The organism is Paraburkholderia sp. 22098, from assembly GCF_052045935.1.
Classification (GTDB): domain Bacteria; phylum Pseudomonadota; class Gammaproteobacteria; order Burkholderiales; family Burkholderiaceae; genus Paraburkholderia; species Paraburkholderia caledonica.
The window spans coordinates 269,401-295,973 of sequence record NZ_JBQEPV010000010.1 but is presented as its reverse complement, the minus strand read 5'-3'; the positions used below and the strand labels follow the sequence as shown (position 1 = coordinate 295,973).

Annotated in this window: 23 protein-coding genes; 19 read left to right on the top strand and 4 right to left on the bottom strand. The window is 61.9% G+C overall.

Translation table 11 applies throughout. The features are described from left to right. The first annotated feature begins 19 nt into the window (after positions 1-19). From bamA to ACTJLB_RS22415, 8 genes are all read left to right on the top strand, one after another. Complete coding sequence (bamA, locus tag ACTJLB_RS22450) at positions 20-2,332, top strand: outer membrane protein assembly factor BamA (protein WP_027804250.1); 2,313 nt, start codon at positions 20-22, stop codon at positions 2,330-2,332. Positions 2,333-2,379: 47 nt separating this feature from the next. Then, the gene (locus tag ACTJLB_RS22445) at positions 2,380-2,901 is read left to right on the top strand and encodes an OmpH family outer membrane protein (protein ID WP_027799514.1); all 522 of its coding nucleotides are present in this window, start codon (positions 2,380-2,382) and stop codon (positions 2,899-2,901) included. 220 nt (positions 2,902-3,121) lie between these two features. Then, positions 3,122-4,258 (top strand): UDP-3-O-(3-hydroxymyristoyl)glucosamine N-acyltransferase, encoded by a 1,137-nt coding sequence (gene lpxD, locus ACTJLB_RS22440; protein ID WP_204520591.1) that lies wholly within the window; start codon positions 3,122-3,124, stop codon positions 4,256-4,258. 183 nt (positions 4,259-4,441) lie between these two features. After that, positions 4,442-4,906: a 3-hydroxyacyl-ACP dehydratase FabZ gene (gene fabZ / locus ACTJLB_RS22435; RefSeq protein WP_204520592.1), complete on the top strand. Its 465-nt coding sequence runs from the start codon at positions 4,442-4,444 to the stop codon at positions 4,904-4,906. An 88-nt stretch (positions 4,907-4,994) separates the two neighbouring features. After that, the gene (gene lpxA / locus ACTJLB_RS22430; RefSeq protein ID WP_027804251.1) at positions 4,995-5,783 is read left to right on the top strand and encodes an acyl-ACP--UDP-N-acetylglucosamine O-acyltransferase; all 789 of its coding nucleotides are present in this window, start codon (positions 4,995-4,997) and stop codon (positions 5,781-5,783) included. 3 nt (positions 5,784-5,786) lie between these two features. Continuing rightward, on the top strand, positions 5,787-6,956 hold the full coding sequence (lpxB, locus tag ACTJLB_RS22425; protein WP_027804252.1) for a lipid-A-disaccharide synthase: 1,170 nt from the start codon (positions 5,787-5,789) through the stop codon (positions 6,954-6,956). Then, positions 6,953-7,762, top strand: coding sequence for a ribonuclease HII (gene rnhB, locus ACTJLB_RS22420; protein ID WP_440784493.1), 810 nt, complete (start codon positions 6,953-6,955; stop codon positions 7,760-7,762). Before lpxB ends, rnhB begins: the two co-directional genes overlap by 4 nt. A 111-nt stretch (positions 7,763-7,873) precedes the next feature. Continuing rightward, entirely contained in the window at positions 7,874-8,701 is an 828-nt protein-coding gene (locus ACTJLB_RS22415; RefSeq protein WP_440784492.1) for a TrmH family RNA methyltransferase, read from the top strand. Here the strand turns inward: ACTJLB_RS22415 and ppsR are convergent. After that, positions 8,695-9,510, bottom strand: coding sequence for a posphoenolpyruvate synthetase regulatory kinase/phosphorylase PpsR (gene ppsR, locus ACTJLB_RS22410; RefSeq protein WP_020065643.1), 816 nt, complete (start codon positions 9,508-9,510; stop codon positions 8,695-8,697). The genes ACTJLB_RS22415 and ppsR overlap by 7 nt on opposite strands. A gap of 590 nt (positions 9,511-10,100) precedes the next feature. On the opposite strand from ppsR, the gene ppsA reads away from it, so the two are divergent. The 3 genes from ppsA to ACTJLB_RS22395 all read left to right on the top strand — a co-directional run bounded on the left by ppsA (position 10,101) and on the right by ACTJLB_RS22395 (position 14,142). Further along, positions 10,101-12,506 (top strand): phosphoenolpyruvate synthase, encoded by a 2,406-nt coding sequence (gene ppsA / locus ACTJLB_RS22405; protein ID WP_027804254.1) that lies wholly within the window; start codon positions 10,101-10,103, stop codon positions 12,504-12,506. 188 nt (positions 12,507-12,694) lie between these two features. Further along, entirely contained in the window at positions 12,695-13,150 is a 456-nt protein-coding gene (locus ACTJLB_RS22400) for an NfeD family protein (RefSeq protein WP_408189469.1), read from the top strand. A 59-nt stretch (positions 13,151-13,209) separates the two neighbouring features. Then, entirely contained in the window at positions 13,210-14,142 is a 933-nt protein-coding gene (locus tag ACTJLB_RS22395; protein WP_020065647.1) for an SPFH domain-containing protein, read from the top strand. 201 nt (positions 14,143-14,343) lie between these two features. Here the strand turns inward: ACTJLB_RS22395 and smpB are convergent, their stop codons facing one another. Beyond that, entirely contained in the window at positions 14,344-14,790 is a 447-nt protein-coding gene (smpB, locus tag ACTJLB_RS22390; RefSeq protein WP_020065648.1) for an SsrA-binding protein SmpB, read from the bottom strand. Between the two features lie 100 nt (positions 14,791-14,890). Here smpB and ACTJLB_RS22385 point away from each other — a divergent pair, with 100 nt between their 5' ends. Continuing rightward, positions 14,891-15,328 carry a type II toxin-antitoxin system RatA family toxin gene (locus ACTJLB_RS22385; protein WP_006048694.1) on the top strand — a complete coding sequence of 146 codons (438 nt, stop codon included), beginning with the start codon at positions 14,891-14,893 and terminating at the stop codon, positions 15,326-15,328. After that, on the top strand, positions 15,325-15,657 hold the full coding sequence (locus ACTJLB_RS22380) for an RnfH family protein (protein WP_020065649.1): 333 nt from the start codon (positions 15,325-15,327) through the stop codon (positions 15,655-15,657). Before ACTJLB_RS22385 ends, ACTJLB_RS22380 begins: the two co-directional genes overlap by 4 nt. 27 nt (positions 15,658-15,684) lie before the next feature. On the opposite strand, the gene ACTJLB_RS22375 is transcribed toward ACTJLB_RS22380, so the two are convergent. Beyond that, the gene (locus ACTJLB_RS22375) at positions 15,685-16,662 is read right to left on the bottom strand and encodes a DMT family transporter (RefSeq protein WP_440784491.1); all 978 of its coding nucleotides are present in this window, start codon (positions 16,660-16,662) and stop codon (positions 15,685-15,687) included. A 245-nt stretch (positions 16,663-16,907) separates the two neighbouring features. Here ACTJLB_RS22375 and guaB point away from each other — a divergent pair, with 245 nt between their 5' ends. From guaB to ACTJLB_RS22350, 5 genes are all read left to right on the top strand, one after another. After that, the gene (guaB, locus tag ACTJLB_RS22370; RefSeq protein WP_020065652.1) at positions 16,908-18,368 is read left to right on the top strand and encodes an IMP dehydrogenase; all 1,461 of its coding nucleotides are present in this window, start codon (positions 16,908-16,910) and stop codon (positions 18,366-18,368) included. A gap of 6 nt (positions 18,369-18,374) precedes the next feature. Continuing rightward, entirely contained in the window at positions 18,375-19,205 is an 831-nt protein-coding gene (locus tag ACTJLB_RS22365; RefSeq protein ID WP_440784490.1) for a hypothetical protein, read from the top strand. A gap of 221 nt (positions 19,206-19,426) precedes the next feature. Beyond that, on the top strand, positions 19,427-21,010 hold the full coding sequence (gene guaA, locus ACTJLB_RS22360; RefSeq protein ID WP_027775308.1) for a glutamine-hydrolyzing GMP synthase: 1,584 nt from the start codon (positions 19,427-19,429) through the stop codon (positions 21,008-21,010). 268 nt (positions 21,011-21,278) lie between these two features. Next, positions 21,279-22,049: a DUF72 domain-containing protein gene (locus ACTJLB_RS22355; RefSeq protein WP_440784489.1), complete on the top strand. Its 771-nt coding sequence runs from the start codon at positions 21,279-21,281 to the stop codon at positions 22,047-22,049. A gap of 281 nt (positions 22,050-22,330) precedes the next feature. Further along, entirely contained in the window at positions 22,331-24,199 is a 1,869-nt protein-coding gene (locus ACTJLB_RS22350) for a serine hydrolase domain-containing protein (RefSeq protein ID WP_440784488.1), read from the top strand. Between the two features lie 123 nt (positions 24,200-24,322). Here the strand turns inward: ACTJLB_RS22350 and ACTJLB_RS22345 are convergent, their stop codons facing one another. Then, positions 24,323-25,348 (bottom strand): AraC family transcriptional regulator, encoded by a 1,026-nt coding sequence (locus tag ACTJLB_RS22345; protein WP_027804256.1) that lies wholly within the window; start codon positions 25,346-25,348, stop codon positions 24,323-24,325. A gap of 207 nt (positions 25,349-25,555) precedes the next feature. On the opposite strand from ACTJLB_RS22345, the gene ACTJLB_RS22340 reads away from it, so the two are divergent. Beyond that, positions 25,556-26,494, top strand: a complete 939-nt coding sequence (locus tag ACTJLB_RS22340; RefSeq protein WP_020065659.1) for a 3-keto-5-aminohexanoate cleavage protein — start codon at positions 25,556-25,558, stop codon at positions 26,492-26,494. Positions 26,495-26,573 lie beyond the last annotated feature (79 nt).

Genomic DNA, 26,573 nt, shown 5'->3' with positions numbered 1-26,573 from the left:
TACACACTGGGGAAGCACGTTGTTTAAACCTCATCGCTTTGTTCCGAAGACGGTTATAACCGCGGCATTCGCCGCGCATGGGCTGGTCGCCCACGCAACCACGCCCTTCGTGGTGCAAGACATCCGGATCGAGGGATTGCAACGCGTCGAACCTGGTACCGTGTTCGCCTATCTGCCTATTAAGCAGGGCGACACGTTCAGCGACGACAAGGCATCGGAAGCCATTCGCGCACTGTACGCAACGGGCTTTTTCAACGACGTCAAGATCGCGACCGAAGGCAATGTTGTCATCGTGCAGGTGCTGGAGCGTCCGGCCATTGGCACGATCGACTTCGCGGGCATTCACGAATTCGACAAGGAAAACCTGACCAAGGCGCTGCGCGCCGTGGGCTTGTCGCAAGGCCGTTACTACGACAAGGCACTCGTCGACAAGGCCGAACAGGAACTGAAGCGTCAGTACCTGACGCGCGGCTACTATGCAGCCGAGGTCACGACCACGATCACGCCGATCGACCGCAATCGCGTCTCGGTGCTGTTCTCGGTGGCCGAAGGGCCGAGCGCCAAGATCCGCCAGATCAACTTCATCGGCAACAAGGCGTTCAGCACGGGCACGCTGCGCGACGAAATGCAGCTGTCCACGCCGAACTGGTTCTCGTGGTACACGAAGAACGACCTGTACGCGAAAGACAAGCTCACCGGCGACCTCGAAAATGTCCGCTCGTATTACCTGAACCGCGGCTACCTCGAGTTCAATATCGAGTCGACGCAGGTGTCGATCACGCCGGACAAGAAGGACATGTATCTGACGGTCACGCTGCATGAAGGCGAGCCGTACACGATCTCGAGCATCAAGCTGGCCGGCAATCTGCTCGACCGCGAGCCGGAGCTCGCCAAGCTCATCAAGATCAAACCGGGCGATCGCTTTTCGGCCGAAAAGCTGCAGGCCACCACGAAGTCGATCGTCGACAAACTGGGCGAATATGGTTACGCGTTCGCGACCGTCAACGCGCAGCCGCAGATCGACCAGTCGAATCACAAGGTCGACCTGACGCTGCAGGTGGACCCGAGCCGCCGCGTCTATGTGCGCCGTATCAATGTGGTCGGCAATACACGCACGCGCGACGAAGTGGTGCGCCGCGAAATGCGTCAGCTCGAAAGCTCGTGGTTCGATTCGAACCGCCTCGCACTGTCGAAAGACCGTATCAACCGTCTTGGCTATTTCACCGACGTCGACGTGACCACCATTCCTGTGGAAGGCACGCCCGACCAGGTCGATGTGGACGTCAAGGTCGCTGAAAAGCCGACGGGTGCGATCACGCTGGGCGCAGGCTTTTCGTCGACCGACAAGGTGGTGCTGTCGGCCGGCGTCTCGCAAGACAACGTGTTCGGCTCGGGCACGAGCCTCGCGGTGAACGTCAATACCGCGAAGACCTACCGGACGTTGACGGTTACGCAGGTCGATCCGTACTTCACGGTCGACGGCATCAAGCGTATTACCGACGTCTATTACCGTACTTATCAGCCGCTGTACTACTCGACCGATTCGAGCTTCAAGATTGTTACGATTGGTGGCGACCTGAAGTTCGGTATTCCGTTCTCCGAAGTGGACACGGTGTACTTCGGCGCGGGTCTCGAGCAGAACCAGCTGGACGTCGACGCAAACACGCCTGCGTCGTATAAGCAATACGTTCAGGACTTTGGCCGCGTGTCGAATAACGTGCCGCTTACTGTCGGCTGGTCGCGCGATGCGCGAGATAGCGCGCTGGTACCGAGCCGCGGTTACTTCACGCAGGCAAACGCCGAATACGGCACGCCGATCGGCGGCACCCAGTATTACAAGGCCGACATCAACGCGCAGTACTATTACTCGTTCTCGCGTGGCTTCGTGCTGGGTTTCAACTTCCAGGGCGGCTACGGCAAGGGCATGGGCGGCAAGCCGTACCCGATTTTCAAGAACTACTACGCGGGCGGTATCGGTTCGGTCCGCGGCTACGAGCCGAGTTCGCTTGGTCCCCGCGACGCCACCACGGGCGACCCGATCGGCGGCTCGAAGCTGCTCGTCGGCAATATCGAGTTGACGTTCCCGTTGCCGGGCACCGGCTATGATCGAACCCTGCGCGTATTCACGTTCCTCGACGCGGGTAACGTGTGGGCGGACGCGAGCAGCGCCGCCACGTCGAATGGCGCTAACGGTCTGCGTTACGGCTATGGTGTCGGCCTCGCATGGATCTCGCCGATCGGACCGCTCAAGCTGAGCTTGGGCTTCCCGCTGACCAAGCATACGGGCGACCAGTATCAGAAGTTCCAGTTCCAGATCGGAACGGCGTTCTGATCCGCGTTGCGGACAGCTCGCCAAACAACAGTATCGAGAGGATCACTTTGCTAACCGGTATGTTTTCGAAACGTGTGGCTTGCGCGCTGGCGCTGGCAATGACGCTGGGCGTCGGAGTAGCGCACGCGCAGGAAGCCAGGATTGCCGCGGTGAATTCGGACCGGATTCTGCGGGAATCGGCTGCGGCAAAGGCGGCCCAGGTCAAGCTCGAGGCGGAGTTCGCGAAGCGCGACAAGGACCTCGCGGACATGGCCCAGAAGCTGAAGTCGATGTCCGATTCGCTCGACAAGAGCGGTGCGTCGATGTCGTCGGCGGATCGCGCGCAAAAGCAGCGCGATCTGTCACAACTCGACACGGACTTTCAGCGCAAGCAACGCGAGTTTCGCGAGGACCTGAACCAGCGCCGCAATGAAGAACTGGCGGCGGTGCTGGACCGCGCGAACAAGGTGATCAAGCAGATCGCCGAGGCGCAGCATTACGACCTGATCGTTCAGGAAGCGGTGTATGTGAGCCCGCGCATCGACATCACGGATCAGGTGCTTAAGGCCCTCGCGGCCTCGGGCAACTAAGAGCACACGCAGGAGCGTTGCAAGCGGCGGTTGAACGGCGGCCTCGGCCAGGGCGTTGAATGCAAACGCCGCGCACGACGCGCGCCGTCTGGTGAGCTGCAGATCAGCTTTACGCGAACCGAAGTACGCCGCCGCGCTTGAACTGCGGAAGGCGAGCCGGGGCGGGGCTCTCACCGGTGACTCTGACAAGACGCACTGAACAGCAGGAGACAGGACAGGCATGGCATTTACGCTCGAGGACATCGTCCAACGGTTCGGCGGTGAAGTAGTAGGAGACGGTTCGCAGCGCGTCGGCAGCCTCGCGCCGCTCGACCAGGCAGGTCCGGACCAGCTGGCGTTCCTCGCGAACCCCAAGTACCTGTCGCAAGTGGAAACGACCCAGGCTGGCGCCGTGCTGATCAATGCCGACGACCTGGCGAAGCTCACGTCCCGCAGCGCCCGTAACTTCATCGTCACGCCGAATCCGTACGCTTACTTCGCGCGCGTTGCGCAAACCTTCATCGACCTCGCCACGCCTAAGGTCGCGCCCGGCATCCATCCGAGCGCGACGATCGACCCGTCTGCGCAGATCGCTGCGAGCGCGGTGATCGGACCGCACGTTACGGTCGAAGCCGGCGCTGTCATCGGCGAAAACGTGCGGCTCGACGCGAATGTCGTCATTGGCCGCGGCACGCGCATCGGCGCCGGCTCGCATCTGTATCCTAATGTGGCCGTGTATCACGGCTGCAAGCTCGCCGAGCGCGTGATCGTGCACGCGGGCGCGGTGATCGGCTCCGACGGTTTCGGATTCGCGCCGGATTTCGTCGGCGAAGGCGAAGCGCGTACCGGTAGCTGGGTGAAAATTCCGCAAGTTGGCGGCGTATCGATTGCAGCGGATGTCGAAATCGGCGCGAACACCACGATCGATCGTGGCGCAATGGCCGATACGATCATTGAAGAGTGCGTGAAGATCGACAACCTCGTGCAGATCGGCCACAACTGCAAGGTCGGCGCTTACACGGTAATCGCCGGTTGCGCGGGTATCGCGGGCAGCACCACCATCGGCCGTCATTGCATGATCGGCGGCGCTGTGGGGATTGCCGGGCACGTGACGCTCGCCGATTACGTGATCGTGACCGCGAAGTCCGGCGTGTCGAAGTCACTGCTCAAGCCCGGCATGTACACGAGCGCATTCCCGGCCGTGAACCACGCTGACTGGAACAAAAGCGCAGCTTTGCTGCGCAATATCGACAAGCTCCGCGACCGTATCAAGGCGCTGGAAACTGCCTCGGCTGACCGGCCGGACGCGAAGCCGGCCAACACGCCAGCACCTTTGGCATCGGGCGCGACGGGCATTTCACAGAGCGACAAAAGCTAGATTTCTGGGCGGCCCGCCAGTACCGCGTAAAATGGCGGGCGAATATCAGGAAGCGAAGACGGTTGCCGTGACCCGGTGGCACGGCAATCAGGTCACGGCGAGCGCCGGCAGCACGCGTTACCAACCCACCTGCACCAGCATCCGCAGTCATCATCGCGCAGTCAATGCGTGAGCAGAAACACCATGAGCACCGAAAAAATCAATCTCGACATTCATAAGATTCTCACGCTGCTGCCACATCGTTACCCGATCCTGCTGGTCGACCGGGTGCTCGAACTCGAGCCGCACAAGAGCATCAAAGCGTTGAAGAACGTGTCGATCAATGAGCCGTATTTCCAGGGGCACTTTCCTACGCGTCCCGTCATGCCTGGCGTGCTGATCCTCGAAGCGCTCGCACAAACGGCAGCGCTCCTCACGTTCTCGGAAGAGCCGAGCGACCCGTCGAACACGCTGTACCTGTTCGTCGGTATCGACAACGCGCGCTTCAAGCGCGTCGTGGAGCCCGGCGATCAACTCATCCTGAACTGCACGTTCGAGCGGCATATGCGCGGCATCTGGAAGTTCAAGGCGCGAGCCGAAGTGGACGGCTCGGTGGCGGCGGAAGCAGACCTGATGTGCGCGGTGCGTCACACGGACAAGGACGCCTGAGTCAATGTTCGGGCAGCCGGCGCCTCATGACGCTGCCGGCTCGACCCAGCCCATCCAGACAACGCAACAGAATCAGAAGCGAGGACGCATGAGCAGGATTCATCCCACTGCGATCGTCGAACCGGGCGCTCAACTCGACGAATCCGTCGAAGTCGGACCGTATGCGGTGATCGGCGCCCACGTGACGATCGGCGCCCGGACCACTGTAGGTTCGCATAGCGTGATCGAAGGCCACACCACGATCGGCGAAGACAACCGGATCGGCCACTATGCATCGGTCGGCGGCCGTCCGCAGGACATGAAGTACAAAGACGAGCCTACCCGGCTCGAAATCGGCAACCGCAACACGATCCGCGAGTTCACCACGATCCACACCGGCACGGTGCAGGACGCGGGCGTGACCACGCTCGGCGACGACAATTGGATCATGGCGTACGTGCACATCGGGCACGACTGCCACGTCGGCAACAACGTAATTCTTTCGAGCAACGCACAGATGGCGGGCCACGTGACGATTGGCGACCATGCGATCGTCGGCGGCATGTCGGGCGTGCATCAGTTCGTGCGCATCGGCGCTCATTCCATGTTGGGCGGCGCTTCCGCGCTCGTGCAGGACATTCCGCCGTTCGTGATCGCGGCCGGCAACAAGGCCGAGCCGCACGGCATCAACGTCGAAGGTCTGCGCCGCCGCGGTTTCTCGCCGGACGCGATTTCGGCGCTGCGCTCCGCGTATCGACTGCTGTACAAGAACAGCCTGTCGCTCGAAGAAGCGAAAGTGCAGTTGCGTGAACTGGCGTCGGCCGGCGGCGACGGCGACGAGCCGGTGCGAACGCTGCTGGCATTTGTCGAAGCGTCGCAGCGCGGCATCATCCGCTAAGCGATGGCATTGCAACCCAGTCCGCTACGCATCGCGATGGTGGCCGGCGAGCCGTCCGGCGACCTGCTGGCGTCGTCGCTGCTGAACGGCCTCGCGAGCCGCCTACCTGCCGCCACGCACTATTACGGAATCGGCGGCCCGCGCATGATTGCCACGGGTTTCGACGCGCACTGGCCAATGGAAAAGCTGTCCGTGCGCGGCTATGTCGAAGCGCTGCGGCACATTCCCGAAATCCTGCGTGTTCGCAACGACCTGAAGCGTCAACTGCTGGCCGAGCCGCCAGCGGTGTTCGTAGGCGTCGACGCGCCCGACTTCAACTTCGGGCTCGAACATCCGCTGCGCGAGGCGGGCATTCCGACGATTCACTTCGTGTGCCCGTCAATCTGGGCGTGGCGCGGCGGGCGCATCAAAAAGATCGCGAAGGCCGTCGACCATATGCTCTGCGTGTTCCCGTTCGAAACGGCGCTGCTTGAAAAAGCGGGCGTCGCGGCTTCGTACGTGGGTCATCCGCTTGCCGACGAGATTCCGCTCGAACCCGACACGCTCGGCGCGCGCCGGACGCTCGGTCTCGCGGAAAGCGGTCCTGTCATCGCGGTGCTGCCGGGTAGCCGCCGCTCGGAGATCGACCTGATCGGGCCGACGTTCTTCGCGGCGATGGAAATGATGCAGCATCAGGAGCCCGGTCTTCGCTTCGTGATGCCGGCGGCGACGCCCGCGTTGCGAGAGATGCTGCGCCCGCTGGTCGACTCGCACCCCGGCCTCGCGCTGACCATTACCGACGGCCAGTCCCAACTCGCCATGACGGCCGCCGACGCGATCCTCGTGAAAAGCGGCACCGTCACGCTCGAGGCGGCGCTGCTGAAAAAGCCAATGGTCATCTCCTACAAGGTGCCCTGGCTGACCGGCCAGATCATGCGCCGGCAGGGCTATCTGCCGTATGTCGGTTTGCCGAACATTCTGGCGGGGCGCTTCGTGGTACCGGAAATCCTCCAGCATTTCGCGACGCCGCAGGCGCTGGCCGAAGCCACGCTGAAACAGTTGCGCGATGAAGCCAACCGGCGCACGCTGACGGAAATCTTCACGGAGATGCACCACGTGCTGAAGCAGAACACTGCGCAGCGTGCGGCGGAAGTCGTCGCGAGCGTTGTCGAAAAACGCAAGGCGCGGCCGTGAAGAACGGACGCACCAGCGGGCGCACCAACGTACCCGCGCCTCGCCGCAAGACCGCGGCCGTCGCAGGCGCGGCGGGATCGGCCGGCCGGCAGGTCGGCTTGAACTTCGAGACGCCCGGCGACATTATTTGCGGCGTCGACGAAGCAGGGCGCGGACCGCTGGCCGGTCCGGTCGTGGCTGCGGCGGTGATTTTCGATCCGTCGAAGCCGATGATTCGCGGCCTCGACGATTCCAAAGCGCTGGGCGCCAAAAAGCGTGACGAGCTATACGACAAGATCGTCGACCGCGCGCTCGCGTACTGCATTGCATCGGCAACCGTCGAAGAAATCGATTCGCTGAACATCCTCCATGCAACCATGCTGGCGATGAAGCGTGCGGTGGAAGGGCTGTCCGTCACGCCCACGCTGGTGAAGATCGACGGTAATCGATGCCCGACATTGACCGTGCGTAGCGAAGCAGTGATTGGTGGCGACGCGCTCGTGAAATGCATTTCGGCGGCGTCGATTCTTGCCAAGGTCACGCGCGACCGGATGCTGCTGGAACTGCACCAGACGTATCCGCTTTACGGCTTCAATGCGCATGCGGGCTACGGCACGCCGCAACACCTCGCGGCGTTGCGGGAGCACGGTCCCTGCGAGCATCACCGGCGCTCGTTCGCGCCCGTGCGCGAGGCCCATATGCGATTCGGCACTGGCGTGCCGCTGCCCGCGGGCGAAGTCATCGTCGTGCCGGATATGCTGGCGAACGGCATGCTGGACGACGCAATGCTCGATCGCGACGCGTTCGGCGAACACAGCGGCGCGTGAATATCGCGCGGATTTGGCGGGCGGCTCGATCTACTCGCGGTGCGGGATGGCATCGAGCGTAACGCTTTCCGCCCGCTAACCTTTTTCCTTACCTCACCGTCTTCGCTGCCTGTGAAAGCCATCACCTCGCGGGACAATCCGCTCTATAAACGCCTGAAGGCGCTCGCCGGTTCGACGCATCAACAGCGCCGCAGCGGCCATGCGCTGCTGGAAGGTTTCCATCTCGCGAGCGCTTATCTCGATGTAGCCGGGCAGCCGGAAATGTGCGTCGTCACCGACGGCGCACTGCGTCACGACGAAGCTCAGGCGATCGTTTCGCGCATCGACGAACATCGCATCGTCACGTTGCCGGATGCGCTTTTCGGACAGCTGTCGAATGTCGTGCACGGCGTCGGGATTCTGCTGCTCGTGGAAAGGCTGGCCATGCCGCTGCCGGAGGAGGTCGCGCAGACATGCGTCGTGCTCGACGGCGTGCAGGACGCCGGCAACGTCGGCTCGATCTTGCGCAGCGCAGCCGCGGCGGGTATCCAGCACGTGTTCTGCGCGCCGGGCACCGCCTACGCGTGGTCATCCAAGGTGTTGCGCTCCGGCATGGGCGCACACTTCCTGCTGCAGATCTACGAAGACGTCGAAGCGCAGACGTTGATCGATCGCCTCGCGGTGCCTGTCGTGATCACCGACTCGCACGGCGCGGCGGCGATCTACGACTGTGACCTGAGCGGACAACTTGCGTGGGTGTTCGGCAACGAGGGGGCCGGCGTATCGCAAATCTGGCGTGGGGCCGTCTCATTGCGGGTGACGATTCCGCAGCCGGGCGGCATGGAGTCGCTCAATGTCGCGGCCGCGGCCGCTGTATGCGTCTTCGAGCAATGCAGACAACAGCGCGCCGCAAACATGCACGGCGACGCGCGTTCGTCTTCGCGTTTCCCCGCTCAATAAGACGGGCGATCCAGCTTGATCTCCTGCAGGATCGTGGTCGCGATCTCTTCGATCGACTTGTGCGTCGACGACAGCCACTTGATCCCTTCGCGACGCATCATCGTTTCGGCTTCGTTGATCTCGTAACGGCAGTTCTCCGGTGCGGCGTACTTGCTGCCCGGCCGGCGCTCGTTACGGATCTCCGATAACCGCTGAGGATCGATCGACAGCCCAAACATTTTCTGCCGATGCGCCAATAACGGCGTAGGCAGTTTGCCTCGCTCGAAATCTTCCGGAATCAGCGGATAGTTGGCCGCTTTCACGCCGTACTGCATGGCCAGATACAGGCTCGTCGGCGTTTTTCCGCTGCGCGACACGCCAACCAGTATCACGTCGGCATCGGCGAGATTGCGGTTCGACTGGCCGTCGTCGTGCGCAAGCGAGAAGTTGATCGCCTCGATCCGGTTCTTGTATTCCTCGGTGTCCGCGTTCTGGTGACCGCGCCCCATCGCGTGGCTCGACTTCAGTTCCAGTTCCTGTTCCAGCGGCTCGACGAAGGTCTGGAACATGTCCAGCACGAGCGCATTCGAGCCCTTGACGATCTGATTCGAGGCGCTGTCCACGAGCGTCGTGAACACGATCGGACGGCGGCCGTCTTGCTGGATCGCTTCGTTGATCTTTTCGAGCGTGGCGTAGGCTTTTTCCGTCGAGTCGACGAAAGGCACGCGAACCAGGCGGAATTTCTGGTCGAACTGGGAGAGGATCGAATGCGCGAAGGTTTCGGCAGTGATCCCGGTACCGTCGGAGACGATGAATACGGTGGGCGGCATCAGTGGGGCAGGGAACGTGAGCGGCAAAAAGCGCTCGAATGGAACATCGCTGCGTTGATTTCGCTGCGCGGTGGCTGACCGCAAAGCAGCGGCGTCAAACAACGCGCCGTGGGCACCGCTACTGCGCCGGGAAGCACCTGCAGACTCTTCGGAAAAGATTGAAAGAGCCGCGCAGGCGGTCCGGGCGCGGTTGGAGGCGCAATTCTCGTCCGACAGTCACATTTCGAGAGTCGGCACGGTAGAATAGCGGCAACCTGTTGGATAAGCAATTGCAGGCGATTGGCGCCTAACTCGCCGCGAACGGTCGTTCAACGCTCCGGTATCGGACGTCAAACGCCACGGAACGCGGCGCATCGATCGCTAAATCCGGGCATTCGCGCTCTTCGTCGCCCTGGTTGGCTTCGTTGGCGTTGCCGGCGTGATGCATTGCACAAGCGCGTTGCATCGGCGTGGTACGCAAGCGCCGCAAGCTCCGTAAGCGATTGCTTCTCCAACAGGTTGTGCAAGACGCGAGGTCACGCTCCCAATGGGCGTCTCGCGTTCGAGCCCACTTGCACAGCCGTGAATTTCTTTCACACTTAGGGGCTTGTATGACTAACGCAGTTACCGTCGCAAAGGATAGGGCATATGTAGTTCCGTTCGAGCAGTTGCGGATGACCGATGTGGAGATTGTCGGCGGCAAGAACGCGTCGCTAGGCGAGATGATCAGTCAGCTCGCCGAAGCAGGCGTGCGCGTGCCGACCGGTTTCGCCACGACGGCGCTGGCTTTCCGCGACTTCCTGCATCACAACAACCTGACCGAACGCATCGCCAAACGTCTGGAGACGCTCGACGTCGACGACGTGAAGGCGCTCGCCGAAGCGGGCAAGGAGATCCGTCAATGGATCGTCGAAGCGCCGTTGCAGCCGCAACTTGAGGCTGACATCCGCGCAGGTTTCGAGACCTTGCAAAACAGCTCGCCTGAAGAGCTTTCCTTTGCCGTGCGTTCGTCGGCAACGGCGGAAGACTTGCCGGACGCGTCGTTCGCGGGTCAGCAGGAAAGCTACCTCAACGTGGTCGGCATCGAGGAAGTGCTCGATCGCATGAAGCACGTGTTCGCGTCGTTGTACAACGACCGCGCTATTTCCTATCGCGTACACAAGGGCTTCACGCACGCTGAAGTCGCGTTGTCGGCTGGTGTTCAGCGCATGGTGCGCTCGGACGTCGGCGCGGCCGGCGTGATGTTCACGCTCGATACCGAATCCGGCTTCAAAGACGCGGTCTTCATCACGTCGAGCTATGGTCTGGGCGAAACCGTCGTGCAAGGCGCGGTGAATCCGGACGAGTTTTACGTCTACAAGACCACGCTCGCGCAAGGCAAGTATCCGATCATCCGCCGTTCGATCGGCTCGAAGCTGATCAAGATGGAATTCACGAAGGCCGGCGAAGAAGGCCGCGTGAAAACTGTCGACGTGCCGCACGAACAGCGCAACCGCTTCTCGATTACTGACGAAGACGTGATCGAGCTCGCGAAGTACGCGGTCATCATCGAAAAACACTACGAGCGTCCGATGGACATCGAGTGGGGCAAAGACGGCCGCGACGGCAAGATCTTTATCCTGCAGGCACGTCCCGAAACGGTGAAGAGCCAGGCGACCGGCAAGGCGGAGCAGCGCTTCAAGCTGAAGGGACAATCGAACGTGCTGGCCACCGGCCGCGCGATCGGCCAGAAGATCGGCGCGGGTCCGGTGCGCGTGATTCACGATCCGTCGGAAATGGACCGTGTGCAGCCGGGCGACGTGCTGGTCGCCGACATGACCGACCCGAACTGGGAGCCGGTGATGAAGCGCGCATCCGCGATCGTTACGAACCGGGGCGGCCGTACCTGCCACGCGGCGATCATCGCGCGCGAACTGGGCGTGCCGGCCGTGGTGGGCTGCGGCGACGCGACCGACGTACTGAAAGAGGGCTCGCTCGTCACCGTCTCGTGTGCTGAGGGCGACGAAGGCAAGATTTACGACGGCCTGCTCGAAACCGAAATCACCGAAGTGCAGCGCGGCGACCTGCCGCCGATTCCGGTGAAGATCATGATGAACGTCGGCAACCCGCAACTGGCTTTCGACTTCTCGCAATTGCCGAATGCCGGCGTGGGTCTCGCGCGGCTCGAGTTCATCATCAACAACAACATCGGCGTTCATCCGAAGGCGATTCTCGAATATCCGAACATCGATCAAGACCTGAAGAAGGCCGTGGAAAGCGTCGCTCGCGGTCACGCCTCGCCGCGCGCGTTCTACGTCGACAAGCTGACCGAAGGTATCGCGACGATCGCTGCAGCGTTCTATCCGAAGCCCGTGATCGTGCGTCTGTCGGACTTCAAGTCGAACGAGTACAAGAAGCTGATTGGCGGTTCGCGTTACGAGCCGGACGAAGAAAACCCGATGCTGGGCTTCCGCGGCGCGTCGCGCTACATCGCTGAAGACTTCGCCGAAGCGTTCCAGATGGAATGCGTCGCGCTGAAGAAGGTGCGCGAAGAGATGGGCCTCGACAACGTCGAGATCATGGTGCCGTTCGTGCGTACGCTCAAGCAGGCCGAGCGCGTGGTCGGGCTGCTCGAAAAGTTCGGCCTGAAGCGCGGCGAGAACGGCCTGCGTCTCATCATGATGTGCGAAGTGCCGTCGAACGCGATTCTGGCAGAGGAATTCCTCCAGTTCTTCGACGGTTTCTCGATTGGCTCGAACGACCTGACGCAACTCACGCTCGGCCTCGACCGCGACTCCGGTATGGAGTTGCTGGCCGTCGATTTCGACGAACGCGACCCGGCGGTCAAGTTCATGCTCAAGCGCGCTATCGAAACGTGCCTGCGCCTCGACAAGTACGTCGGTATCTGCGGTCAGGGTCCTTCGGATCACCCCGACTTTGCTCAGTGGCTGACGGACGAAGGCATCAAGTCGATCTCGCTGAACCCGGACACGATCATCGAGACCTGGCAACAGCTGGCAAAAACGTCGACGAAGTAAGCGTTGCGCGTGCCGCGCCGTAAGCGGCACGCATGACGAAACGCGCGGCAGATCGAACGCGTAGCGAAAGCACATCGAACGCGCATCAAAGGCAGGCTGAATCGCACGTTCGATGCCGGTAATCCGCATCCGCTTCGTGCTATAAACACCCCGGTAGATCCGGGGTGTTTTGCTTTGTGGAGGTCGAAGTGGCGCCAGGTGGACTGTTCTGGTGGATCGGGGCCGGTGTGCTAGTCGTGCTGGAGTTGCTCAGCGGCACTTTCTATTTGCTGATGATCGCGCTCGGTTGCGTCGCTGCAGCCATTGCGCATATCGCGGGCGCTGCAGCAGACATGCAGTTCGCGGTCGCGGCGATCGTCGCGCTCGCCGCGGTGCTCGTGTTGAGGCGTTCGCGTTTCGGCCGCAGAACGCGCAAGGAGGCGTCCAGGAATCCGGACGTCAATCTCGACATCGGTCAGACGGTGAGCGTGCCGGCATGGCACGAGCGTCGTGCGCGAGTGAGTTATCGCGGGGCGGAATGGGACGTCGAACTCGCGCCCGGAGAGCCGGACGATGCCCGCATTTACGAGATCAAAGAGTTGCGCGGCAGTTGCCTCGTGGTGGCAGCGGCGCAGCATGCACGGTCCAATGCGGCGCATCTTTGATATTGACCGGTAGGCTCGCAGCAATTAATTAAACCAACTAACGGTTCTGGAGTGCAGATATGGATTCGACCATCATCGGGGCGGTGTTTCTGGTCATCGTGATCGTGCTGGCGGCGCAGACCATCAAGATCGTGCCGCAGCAGCACGCATGGGTGCTCGAGCGCCTTGGCCGCTATCACAGCACGCTGACGCCGGGTTTGAGCTTCGTGTTTCCTTTCGTCGACCGGATCGCTTACAAGCACATTCTCAAGGAGATCCCGCTCGAAGTGCCGAGCCAAGTCTGTATCACGCGCGACAATACGCAGTTGCAGGTCGATGGCGTGCTGTACTTCCAGGTCACGGATCCGATGAAGGCGTCGTACGGGTCGAGCAACTTCGTGTTCGCAATCACGCAGTTATCGCAGACCACGCTGCGCTCGGTGATCGGCAAGCTCGAACTCGACAAGACTTTCGAAGAGCGCGATTTCATCAATCACAGCATTGTTTCCGCGCTCGACGAAGCCGCGGCGAACTGGGGCGTCAAAGTCTTACGCTACGAGATTAAAGATCTGACGCCGCCAAAGGAAATTCTTCACGCGATGCAGGCGCAGATCACTGCCGAGCGTGAGAAGCGCGCGTTGATCGCGGCGTCGGAAGGGCGCAAGCAGGAGCAGATCAATATCGCGTCGGGCGGCCGCGAAGCGGCGATCCAGAAATCGGAAGGCGAGCGGCAGGCGGCGATCAACCAGGCGCAAGGTCAGGCCGCGGCGATTCTTGCCGTTGCGGACGCAAATTCGCAGGCCATTCAGAAGATTGCCGCTGCGATTCAGTCGAACGGCGGCATGGAGGCGGTGAATCTGAAGGTCGCCGAGCAATACGTGAACGCGTTCGGCAATCTGGCAAAGCAGGGCACCACGCTGATCGTGCCGGGCAATCTGTCGGACATGAGTTCGATGATCGCGTCGGCGCTCGCCATCGTGAATAAAGGCAAGGGTGTGGCAGACGCGCGCTGACCAATCCGGGCGAGGCACGGGCGAGTCGGCCGTAAGACCGTTTCAATAATGGCGCAGCAAAAACAATGGCCCGCATCAGTGCGGGCCATTTTTGTTAGATCAGGTGAAAAAGATGCGGCGGTCTCGCGGGCAAGGTGCGGCATATCCGCGCGACAGTTCTTTCGCGTCGCGTAAAGCGAACGACGCAGACCGTGCAAGAGCTCAGCCCGGCGAGCGCATCAGACGCGCCTTTTCGCGCTCCCAATCGCGCTTTTTCTCGGTTTCGCGCTTGTCGTGCTGCTTCTTGCCCTTGGCGAGACCGATTTCGCATTTGACGCGGCCGCCCTTGTAATGGAAGTTCAGCGGCACGAGCGTATAGCCGCGCTGCTCGACCTTGCCGATCAGTTTGCTGATTTCCTCGCTATGCAAGAGGAGTTTGCGTGTGCGGACCGGATCGGGCGTGATGTGGGTCGAGGCCTCGGGCAGCGGGCTGATATGCGTGCCGATCAGGAACAGTTCGTTGTTACGGATCACGACGTAACCTTCCTTGATCTGGCCACGGCCGGCGCGCAAGGCCTTGACCTCCCATCCTTCGAGCACGAGCCCTGCTTCGTAGCGTTCTTCGACCGAATAGTCGTAGAAGGCTTTTCTGTTGTCGATAATGCTCATGAATGGAAAGTGCCCAACTCGTTTAAAATCACGATTTTAGCAAAGCGGGGCAAGGAAAGCCCGCCGCGCTCGTCCACCCTCGCCGCGCGCTGTTCAATTTATGGCAGATGTCCAAAAAACCGTGTTGATCCGCCATTCGGCGGAACAGATGTTCGACCTCGTCACCGACGTCGCCGATTACCCCAACTTCCTGCCCTGGTGCGGAGGAGTGGAGGTCCGCCACCGGGACGACACCAGCATGGAGGCGAAGATCGACATCAACTTCAAGGGTATCAAGCAGCACTTTGCCACGCGCAACAGCATGGAGCGGCCCACGCGTATCGACATGGAGTTCGCTGACGGCCCGTTTCGCAAATTCACCGGTTTCTGGCGCTTCACGCCGTTGCGCGCGGACGCCTGCAAGATCGAATTCGCGTTGCACTACGAGTTCACCAACATCATTCTCGAGAAGATCATTGGGCCGGTGTTCAATCACATCGCCAATACTTTCGTCGAATCGTTCGTGAAGCGCGCCGATCAGCGCTACGGCAAGGCATGAGCGAACGTCTGTCCGTTCAGGTCTGCTATGCGCTCGCGACCGAGCAGGTGCTGATCGACGTCGAGCTGCCCGCGGGCGCCACACTCATGCAGGCGATCGAGGCTAGCGGCGTTTTGCAGCGTTATCCTCAGATCGATCTGCGCACGCAGAAGGTCGGTGTATTCGGCAAGCTCAAGCCACTCGATACGGCGCTGGCCGATCACGACCGCGTCGAGATCTACCGGCCGCTGCTGGTGGACCCGAAGGTTTCTCGCCAACGCCGCGTCGAAAAAACCCGGAAGGCGGGCTCCATTGAAGGCCGCCGCTGGCAGAACAAGGATTCGCGGTAGCGCCCGCTCACAGGCGCATCGCCCGCTTCAAGGCGCCGAACCGTGCGCCTTTTTCCCGATAGGCGTGGCGCCGCCGGAATCGTCATCCGCATGTTGACGCACAGACCAGCACACACCCGCCACCAGTAACAGGATTGCCGCGATCTCCAGCGGCCGCGGCAGCCGTTCGTCGTAAATGAATGCGTAGAGCAGCGCGAACAGCGTTTCGAATACGATCAACTGGCCGGAAAGCGTGAGGGGCAGCCGCTTCGACGCCGCGTTCCACAGCCCGTTGCCGACCCACGACGCGCCAATCGCGAGACCGAGGTTGAGCATCCAGAAGCTGTGCCAGCGGCCTGACGCCAGTTCGCCTTGCGGGCCGCCCGGCGGCAGCGCGGCGGCCGCGAGCCAGAGCGCGGCGCCGAGCATGCCCGTCACCACGCCCCACAACACGGACCACTCGTTGCCGGTGAAACGCGTCTGCCGCTGAAGGTAGCGAGCGTTTTCGACTGCAAACCACGTCCAGCAGCCGAGCGCGCCGACCGCGCAGGCGAGGCCGAGCATTTTGGTGAGAACGCTGACCGGCGTGCCTTCGGCGACCGTGAAGACGTCGATATTGATGCAGGCGATGCCGGCCATCACCATCGCGAGCGGCCAGCCCAAGCGGGAAAGCGGCACCGCGCCGTGGTCGCCGCGGCCCATCAGCGTCACCGTGACGGGCAGCACGCCGACGATCAGCGACGCCGGCGCAATCCCGACCAGATGCACAGCGGCAGTCAGCAGCAGGTAATACAGCAGATTGCCGGCCAGCGCGAGCTTGACGAGCGCGACCAGGTCCTCGCGAGTCAGGCGTTTGACGAGCGAGCGCGCCATTGGCAACGCCGCTGCCAGCGAGACGACGCCGTACATGGTGTACCGGCCGGCGGACAGCAGAAGCGGTGAAAAGTCCGGCAGCACCCGCGGGACCAGAAAAACCATGCCCCACAAGGCTCCAGCTATCACTCCATATGCGACACCGCGCTGCATCGACCACTCCTGCAAGAAAACCGGGATGGTCCGCAGATTAGCCGTTGGGCGCCGCGCGCGTCTTGTTTGATTCTGCATTCGAGGCGAGCAAACGAAACGCGATCGAACCCGAGGCGAAAGACGAAGCGAAATAGCGGACGCTAAGCCACGAAAAAAAGCACCCGAAATTCGCTAAGCTGCTGTTCGCGCAGTGAAAAGCGGGGAGGTATCGCGTATAATTCGCTTTTGCGCCTATAGGATTTGCCATGCGTCTGATCCAAACAGCACTCACGTTCGATGACGTGCTCCTCGTCCCGGCCTTCTCCGATGTTCTGCCGCGCGACACCAGCCTCAAGACCCGGCTGACCCGCAATATTTCCCTGAATATGCCGCTCGTGTCCGCCGCTATGGACACGGTCACCGAAGCCCGCCTCGCTATCGCCATGGCGCAAATGGGCGGCGTCGGCATCATCCACAAGAACCTCACGGCGGCCGAGCAGGCCCGTGAAGTGGCCAAGGTCAAGCGTTTCGAGTCGGGCGTCGTCCGCGATCCGATCACGGTGCCGCCGCAAATGAAGGTGCGCGACGTCATTGCACTGTCGCAACAGCATGGCATCTCCGGTTTCCCGGTTGTGGAAGGCGCGCAGCTGATCGGCATCGTCACCAATCGCGACCTGCGCTTCGAAGAGCGTCTGGACGAGCCGGTGCGCAACATCATGACGCCGCGTGAACGGCTCGTGACCGTCAAGGAAGGCACCTCGCTCGCCGAGGCCAAGGCGCTGATGCACAGCCACCGGCTGGAGCGCGTGCTCGTCATCAACGACGCATTCGAACTGCGCGGCCTGATGACGGTGAAAGACATCACCAAGCAGACCGAGCACCCGGACGCCTGTAAAGACGAACACGGCAAGCTGCGCGCGGGCGCGGCGGTCGGCGTCGGCGCGGACAATGAAGAGCGCGTCGAACTGCTGGTTCAGGCGGGCGTAGACGTGATCGTCGTCGACACCGCGCACGGTCACAGCAAGGGCGTGCTCGAGCGCGTGCGCTGGGTCAAGCAGAACTTCCCGCACGTCGAGGTGATCGGCGGCAACATCGCCACCGCGGCGGCAGCCAAGGCGCTCGTCGAATACGGCGCAGACGGTGTGAAGGTCGGTATCGGCCCGGGCTCGATCTGCACGACGCGAATCGTCGCGGGCGTCGGGGTGCCGCAAGTCACCGCGATCTCGAACGTGTCCGAAGCGCTGAAGGGCACAGGCGTGCCGGTTATCGCAGACGGCGGCGTGCGTTTCTCGGGCGACGTCAGCAAGGCGCTTGCAGCGGGCGCAAATGCCGTGATGATGGGCAGCATGTTCGCCGGCACCGAAGAAGCACCGGGCGACGTGTTCCTGTATCAGGGCCGCCAGTACAAGTCCTACCGTGGCATGGGTTCGGTCGGCGCGATGAAGGACGGCGCGGCGGACCGCTACTTCCAGGACAACTCGGCAAACATCGACAAGCTCGTGCCGGAAGGTATCGAAGGGCGCGTCGCCTACAAGGGCTCGGTCAACGCGATCCTGTTCCAGCTGATCGGCGGCGTGCGTGCCAGCATGGGCTACTGCGGTTGCCGCACGATTGCCGAGATGAACGACAAGGCCGAGTTCGTGCAAATCACGGGCGCGGGCTTGCGCGAGTCGCATGTGCACGACGTGCAAATCACCAAGGAAGCGCCCAACTACCACGTGGACTAAACGCCAATGAAGCCATTGCTGCGCGCTGTACTGATCGTCGACGCGTTATTGCTGCTCGCGTTCGGCCTGTTGTTCCTGCTGACGCCGTGGACTTCGTTGTACAACGCGCTGCTGCTGGTGCAAACGCAGCCGGCGCTGGTCGGCCAGGCGTTTGGCATTGCGTTGATCGGGCTCGCGTGGCTCGCGTTGCATGCGTCGATCGACGGCGGGCTGACATCTTCGGTTGCAAGGACTGTGGGCCACGTGAACTGGTTGACCGGCGTGCTGATGCTGGTCTGGCTGCTCGGTTTGCACACGCCGGCGCTGACCGGCTTCGGGCAGATCGTCGCGGTGCTCACGGGTGTGGTGTTGCTGGTGCTGGGTCTGGGCGGCGTGCGGTTGTCGGGCGCGGTGCGGCGGCGCGAGAAGTTGCGCGTCGCTGAAGCCACTGCCGCGGAGCGTGCAGAAAGGCAGGCTGCGAAAGACGCCGCCAAAAATGCAGCCAACAGGGCGGCGAACGAAGCGGCAATCAACACGGCAACCAGCACGGCAAGCACGGACGGCCGGCGCGAGCCCGTGGTGCCTGCTACGGCAGGCTTCCCGGTGTATCGCGCGGAGCCGCTCGTCGAGCCGGCCATGCCTGCTGCGACGGTTGTGCCTGCGACGGCGGTGCCTGCTGCTCCGGACACGCGGCCGCTCGGCTCGGCATCTACCGCGCCGTTGCATCCGGCGGTCGACGAGCCCGGTCTGAGCGCATCCGAACGCGCTGCACGCGCGCAAGCTGCTGTCGCTCGCGACGAGGCCCGCAATGCCGCTGCCGATGCGCCCAATGCGCCCCGGCCCCCGTTTCATGGCTGACGCGCCGCGCGCCACTGCATTCGCCGAAGCAACCGCAATCCGTGTGCGCGCGCCGCAGGCAGTTCTCTGCAGCAGTGGCGGACCTGGCGCACACAGGCTTCATCATCGCGTTTCGCCATCGCATCCGCGGGCCCGCATGTCCGCGTGGACCGCTTTGAATTCAACGCCGCGCTTCGTGCGCGGCATTCCGTATCCGCTCACTTTTGACTCCGTCCGCTGCCATGCATGACAAGATCCTGATCCTCGACTTCGGTTCGCAAGTCACCCAACTGATTGCACGTCGCGTTCGCGAAGCCAACGTGTATTCGGAAATCCATCCCTACGACGTCGATGCGTCGTTCATCCGCGACTTCGCGCCGAAGGGCGTGATCCTGTCCGGCGGCCCGAGCTCGGTCACCGAAACGGACACGCCGCGCGTGCCGCAAGCGGTGTTCGAACTCGGCGTGCCGGTGCTCGGCATCTGCTACGGCATGCAGGCCATGGCCGAGCAACTGGGCGGCAAGGTCGACATCGGCCATCTGCGCGAATTCGGCTATGCCGAAGTGCGCGCGCGCAATCACACGAGCCTGCTCGAAGGCATCAGCGACTTCACTACGCCGGAAGGTCACGGCATGCTGAAGGTGTGGATGAGCCACGGCGACAAGGTGCTCGAAATGCCGCCTGGCTTCGCGCTGATGGCATCGACGGAATCGTGCCCGATCGCCGCAATGGCCGACGAGACGCGCCGCTTCTACGGCCTGCAATGGCATCCGGAAGTCACGCACACCGTGCAAGGCCGTGCGATGCTCGAGCGCTTCGTGCTGCAGATTTGCGGCGCGCGGCCCGACTGGGAAATGGGCCACTATATCGACGAAGCAGTCGCGAAGATTCGCGAGCAGGTCGGCAACGAACATGTGATTCTCGGCTTGTCGGGCGGCGTGGATTCGTCGGTGGCGGCGGCGCTGCTGCACCGCGCGATCGGCGATCAGCTCACCTGCGTGTTCGTCGATCATGGCCTTTTGCGCCTGAACGAAGCCGAGCAGGTCATGGCTACGTTCGCGGATCACCTGGGCGTAAAGGTGATTCATGTCGACGCAAGCGACGTGTTCCTGCGCAAGCTGGAAGGCGTGACTGACCCGGAAGCGAAGCGCAAGATCATCGGCGCGGAGTTCGTCGAGGTGTTCCAGACGGAAGCCGGCAAGCTCACCGACGCGAAGTGGCTCGCGCAAGGCACGATCTATCCGGACGTGATCGAATCGGCGGGCAAGGGCAAGAAGGCGACGCAGACTATCAAGAGCCACCACAACGTGGGCGGCCTGCCTGAGACGTTGAACCTGAAGCTGCTCGAACCGCTGCGCGAACTGTTCAAGGACGAAGTGCGCGAACTCGGTGTGAAGCTCGGTCTGCCGCCGGCTATGGTGTATCGCCATCCGTTCCCGGGCCCGGGTTTGGGCGTGCGGATTCTCGGCGAAGTGAAGCGCGATTTCGCGGACCTGCTGCGTCGCGCAGACGCCATTTTCATCGAGACGCTGCGCACGTTCATCGACAAGGAAACCGGCAAGTCGTGGTACGACCTGACGAGCCAGGCATTCGCGGTGTTTCTGCCGGTGAAGAGCGTCGGCGTGATGGGCGATGGCCGCACTTACGAGTACGTGGTCGCGCTGCGCGCCGTGCAGACGCTGGACTTCATGACCGCGCATTGGGCGCATCTGCCGCATGAGCTGCTCGGTCATGTGTCGAACCGCATCATCAATGAAGTGCGCGGGATCAACCGGGTGGTGTATGACATCTCGGGCAAGCCGCCGGCGACGATCGAGTGGGAGTAAGCGGTAACAACCGGCGTGCAGATCGAGCACGTCCGGTCCATTAACCGACGCAAAAGACCGAAGCCGACTAGCTGCTACCAAGCGCGACCAAAGCCATCGTCGACGTAAAAGCTCTCGCAAAGGAACGCTGCTTCCGCAGCCTTCCCGCCGTCAGCATCTCGCAAGGCCCGCTTCCCCGCGGGCCTTTTTCTTATAGGTACCACATCTAGCTGCTAAACCAGCGGCATCACCACGCCGCATAGGCCCGGACTTTGCTGCGCCTACACGCATGACCCATTCGACGCATCGCGAGACTCGTCCCACCGCATCGCCGATACTTATCGGCTGTGCAGGCTGGGCGCTGTCATCCAATGTCGCGGCGCAATTTGCCACGGATGGCAGCCATCTCGAGCGGTATGCGCGGGTGTTCCCGGCCGTGGAAATCAACTCGTCGTTCTATCGTCCGCATCAGCCGAAAACCTACGCCCGCTGGGCGGAAACCGTACCCGAAGCATTCCGGTTTTCCGTGAAGATTCCGAAGGCGGTCTCGCACGAACTCAGGTTGCGCGACGCCCATGCCGCCATGAGCGCATTTCTTGCGGAAGTCGCGCCCCTAGGCGAGAAAATGGCCTGCCTGTTGCTGCAGTTGCCTCCGAGCCTCGCATTCGATAAATCCGTCGCACGCGACTTCTTTGCGCTGCTGCGCGACCTCACAAACGTGCGCGTTGTCTGCGAACCGCGTCATGCATCGTGGTTCACCGACCAAGCCGCGCAAACGCTAATCGACGGCAGGGTCGCCTGCGTGCGCGCGCATCCACCGCCCGTCGCCAGCGCCGAACCGGTGGGCGATCCGCGCACCTTGTACATCCGTTTGCACGGCTCGCCTCGAATCTACTATTCGGCCTACGACGAGCCGTTCATCGAAGCGGTCGCGGCGCGCATTGTCGAAGCCCGCGAATCCGGAGCCGACGTCTGGTGTATTTTCGACAACACCGCGCACGGCGAGGCGGTGCCCAACGCCTTGATGCTGATGGAAAAACTGCAAGAAGCGGCTGCTTAGGCGGTCCTTCGAAAGGTACATATCGTTAGCAAGCTGAGCCGGCTGCCCCGACCAGGTGTTGCAACTCGTTAGGCGCACTCTTGAGCCAAAGCCTCGCAGCATCTCGACACATTGCTACTCGCGCTCTCATTGCGCCGCTATGATTGGGGCAGGGTGCAGTACGCGAAAAACGCCCTTGCATTGTGTCGAAGATGCAGGAAATGGCTTCGCTGTGCTGGCGGTGCCACGGTTGAAGAAACACTTGTCGCAGGTCCTGAAAAACTTGAACAAAGGGGAATGCCGTGGCCAGATGCAACCGCAATAACGAGGGACTTTCCAGCGAAGGGCGGCGGCAGTTTCTCGGCTACACGGGCGCCGGGGTGCTCGCGGCCGTGCTGCCCGGCTGCGGCAACGACGAGCTTCATTCGACGCCTTATCAGCAGACCATTGCACTTGGTCAACAGGTGATCCAACAGGCTGTCAGTGATCCGTCGAATGGCGTCGCCGCAATTTCAGTCGCGATGGTCAAAGGCAACGCGGTGGTCTGGCAGCAGGCTTTCGGGTTGGCATCGGTGCCGGGGCAGATCAAGGCGACGCCGCAGACGCGCTTCAACATCGGCTCGGTCAGTAAGTTGTTCCCGGCGCTGGCGGCGACGATCCTCGTCGATCGTGGGCTGATCACGCTCGACACGCCAATCGTCAAATATCTGCCGGCCTTCACGATGCTGTCGCCGCAATACGCGCAGATCACCATGCGTCATCTGCTGTCGCATGCATCCGGTCTGCCCGGCACAAATGGGCGCAATCTCTTCACGTTCGAGCCGGTTGCCGGCTACGCCGCCGACACGCAAGCCGAACTCGCCAACTCGCACCTGAAGCATTTGCCCGGTGAACTGGCCGTGTATTGCAACGACGGCTTCACGATGGTCGAGCAGGTCGTGCTCGCCGTGACGGGGCAGAGCTTCGTGAACTTCGTCCAGTCGGAGATTCTCGCGCCGCTCAAGATGACGAACTCCAGCTATCTGACGAGCGTGCCTTCCAGCGGATCGTTCTCGCTGCCGTACGTGAACGGCACGCAGCGCCAGGAATTCGTCAATGCGTACGCGACCGGAGGACTAAGCTCCACGCCCGTCGACATGATGAACCTCGCGCAGATGATCTACGGCGGCGGCGTGTTCGAAGGGCGGCGCATCGTCTCCGCGGCGGGCATCGCGGAGATGGGCGCGGACCAGACGAAAAGCCTGACGATCAACCCATCGCCCGAATGGCGCTGGGGTCTAGGCTGGGACACCGTGGTGCAGCCGGCGCTCAACGCTGCAGGCGTGCTCGGCTGGGAAAAAGACGGCGGCACTGCGTTCTATTCGACCGAATTTTTCGTCGTCCCCAACTCGCGTTTCGCGCTGCTGGTGACCGGCAATGCGGGATACGACGCTCGCGGGATTGCTGAAACGCTGGTGCTGTCGGCGTTGAAAGAAGACGGCACGATTTCGTCGCTGCCGGCGAGGATCAGTACGACGCCCCCGCCGGTTGCATCGGGGCCGGGCATTGCGAGCGGCGCGGGCATTTACGGCAATTCGGATTCGCCGTATCAGGTGCTTGCCAACGCGGACGGTAGTCTGCAGATCAACCAGTGGGACGCCCACACGCGAGGCTGGGCGCAGATTGGCGCATACCGGTATCGCAGCGACGGTTGGTGGGCAAGCGATACCGACACGGCGTCGTACCGCTTCGCAGTCGTGTCGGGCAGCGACAGCGGGGGAAATGCGTTCAACTATCGCTATCTGATGAAGCGCGTCGTGCCGGGCGCGGGCTATGCCTATCTGACGTTGCCGGTCGGTCAGCAAATGACACCGCTGGCGGCGCTCGACAGCGCGTGGCAGCAACGCGTCGGTACGCAATGGACGTTGACCAACGATTCGCCGAGCGCGGTGCCGATCGTCGTTCTTGGCAATCCGCCGGGATTTTTCGCGACACTGAGCGAACTTCCGGGCTACGTGCTGTACGGCAACGAAGACCTTCGCTACCAGCTATTCGTGCCGTTGAGCGACACGCTCGGTGGCATGTCGGTCAAGGTGCCGGGCAATTTCGGGCGCGACCTCTACGAGATCCGTTTCGCGTCGACCAATGCGACGACGTTGACAATCGGCAGTTCGATTTACGCGCGGATCTGAAGGTAAAGCCTTTTCATGCCGCCAGGTCGCGCGAGTTTCCGCTAACGGCATCTGCGTTCGGAGAGCACGCTGTCGTTCGCAGTACTGCCATTCAATCGCAGGCATCGGGCAACGGAAACGCGCTCACCGCCGCAGTTCGCCAGGCCCTTTTCCTGTCCACCGCTTCAAGGCGCGGCGAAAGTTTGCAGCGTCGCTGAAGCCTAGAAGCATTGCGACATCTTCGGTGCTCATTCTTGTCGACTGCAGATATTCGATAGCGAGCGAGCAGCGCACATCGTCGACGATTGCCACGAACGAGGTTCCCTCTGTTTCAAGGTGGCGCCGCAAGGTCCGGCTCGTAAGGTTCAGCCTTGTTGCCACTTCCTCCATGCCTGGAAAAACACCGGGCGTGCTCATCAGAATCTGGTACACCTCGCCGGATGTGCCCACCGAGGTCTTCGCCTGCCCGATCAGGCGATCGCACGTTTCCTGCAGCAGCGTTGCCGTGAGCTTGTGCGCGAGTTGCGGCTTCTGGTTCAGAATCGCGCTGTCGTAGATGAGCTCGCATTGCGGCGCGTCGAAAAAGCACGGACAGCCGAGGTACTGCGAATAGATACCGGCATGCGGCGGAGCAGGGTACGAAAAACAGGCCTTGAGCGGCGGACAGCTATGGCCGGCGACGTCCTGCAGATGCGTGACATGCTGCGTGAACTGCTGCTCGATGATGAACTCGCGCAGTTCGCGCGACGGGCTCGAAACGAACGCGTCCGGAAACGACCAGACAGCCTTGTCCGGATACTCCGTCCAGTCGATCGTCACCGTGGGTGTTGCGAGGCGATGGTACTTCACGCCGAGACGGAAGTAATCGCGCAACGACAGGCACGACATCAACGCATAGCCGTACATGCCGTACGCCGACAGGTGCAGACGCGAGCCGACCTTGAACGGCGTCGCCGGGTCGCGCGAGAGCAGCACCGCGTTGCGGGCCACCACTGCATATTGACGCACCGAGGTCATCACGGACGCGTCGTTGAGCTGATCCACTGTCAGGCCGCTTCCCTTCAGACTGGTTTCGGCCGCAATGCCTTGCTCCGCGAGGACTTCGACCAGCGCGGCGATTTTGTACGGCGCGTAAATACGCTCGTTAAGCAATGGGCGGGTCGATGCCAAAGAAAGCTCCGCAAATTGTCCTCGGGGGACATCTCCATGTCCGGAAATGACCTTACCACTGCGATCGTATCGAAATAAGATTGACTACACAAGACGATGCGCCCGCACAGCGGTCGCGGCATCTGCAGACAATGGGGACAACGTGGACGCGTGATCCGGTCGGGTACGACAGTGCGCCGGATCATGTCCGCAATCGAGGATATTTTAATGAGCGACACCAGCCGAAAGGTCATCATTTCATGCGCCATCACGGGGGCAACGCATGTCCCGTCGATGTCCGAATTTCTACCGATCACGCCGGAGCAAATCAGGGATCAGGCGATCGAAGCGGCGCAGGCGGGCGCCGCGATCATCCACTTGCACGCTCGCGATCCGGTTGACGGCCGCCCGACACCGAGTCCGGAAATCTTCAAGGCCTTCGTGCCCGCGATCGCCGAAGCGACCGACGCCGTGATCAACATCACGACAGGCGGCAGCACGCGTATGACGCTCGAAGAACGTCTTGCGTATCCTCGACTGGCGAGACCTGAAATGTGTTCGCTCAATATGGGCTCGATGAACTTTTCGATCCATCCGGTCGCCGCAAAAATTTCATCGTGGCGCTACGGCTGGGAGAAGGACTACATCGAAGGAATGGAAGACATGATCTTCCGCAACACCTTCAGGGACATCCGCAACATTCTTCTGGAACTGGGCGAAAGCGGCACGCGCTTCGAATTCGAATGCTACGACGTGGGCCACCTCTATAACCTTGCGCATTTCGTCGATCAGGGCCTCGTTAAACCGCCGTTCTTCATTCAATCGGTGTTCGGGATTCTGGGCGGTCTGGGCGCCGACCCTGAAAACATGCTGCTGATGCGTTCGACGGCAGACCGGCTGTTCGGCCGCGAGAATTATCACTTCTCGGTGCTCGGCGCAGGTCGGCATCAAATGCCGCTCGTGACCATGAGCGCGATCATGGGCGGCAATGTGCGCGTGGGTCTGGAAGACAGTGTGTATCTCGCGAAGGGCGTGAAGGCGGAGACCAACGCGCAACAGGTCCGCAAAATCCGGCGCATTCTGGAGGAACTGTCTCTGGAAATCGCCACGCCCGCCGACGCGCGAAAAATGCTGGGCCTCAAGGGCGCCGATCAGGTCAATCTGTAGCCGCTCTGTACCTGCTACGGGACTCATCACCCGATGAGTCCTGGTTTGCCTCGCAACAACAAAAAAATAGAGCTATTTC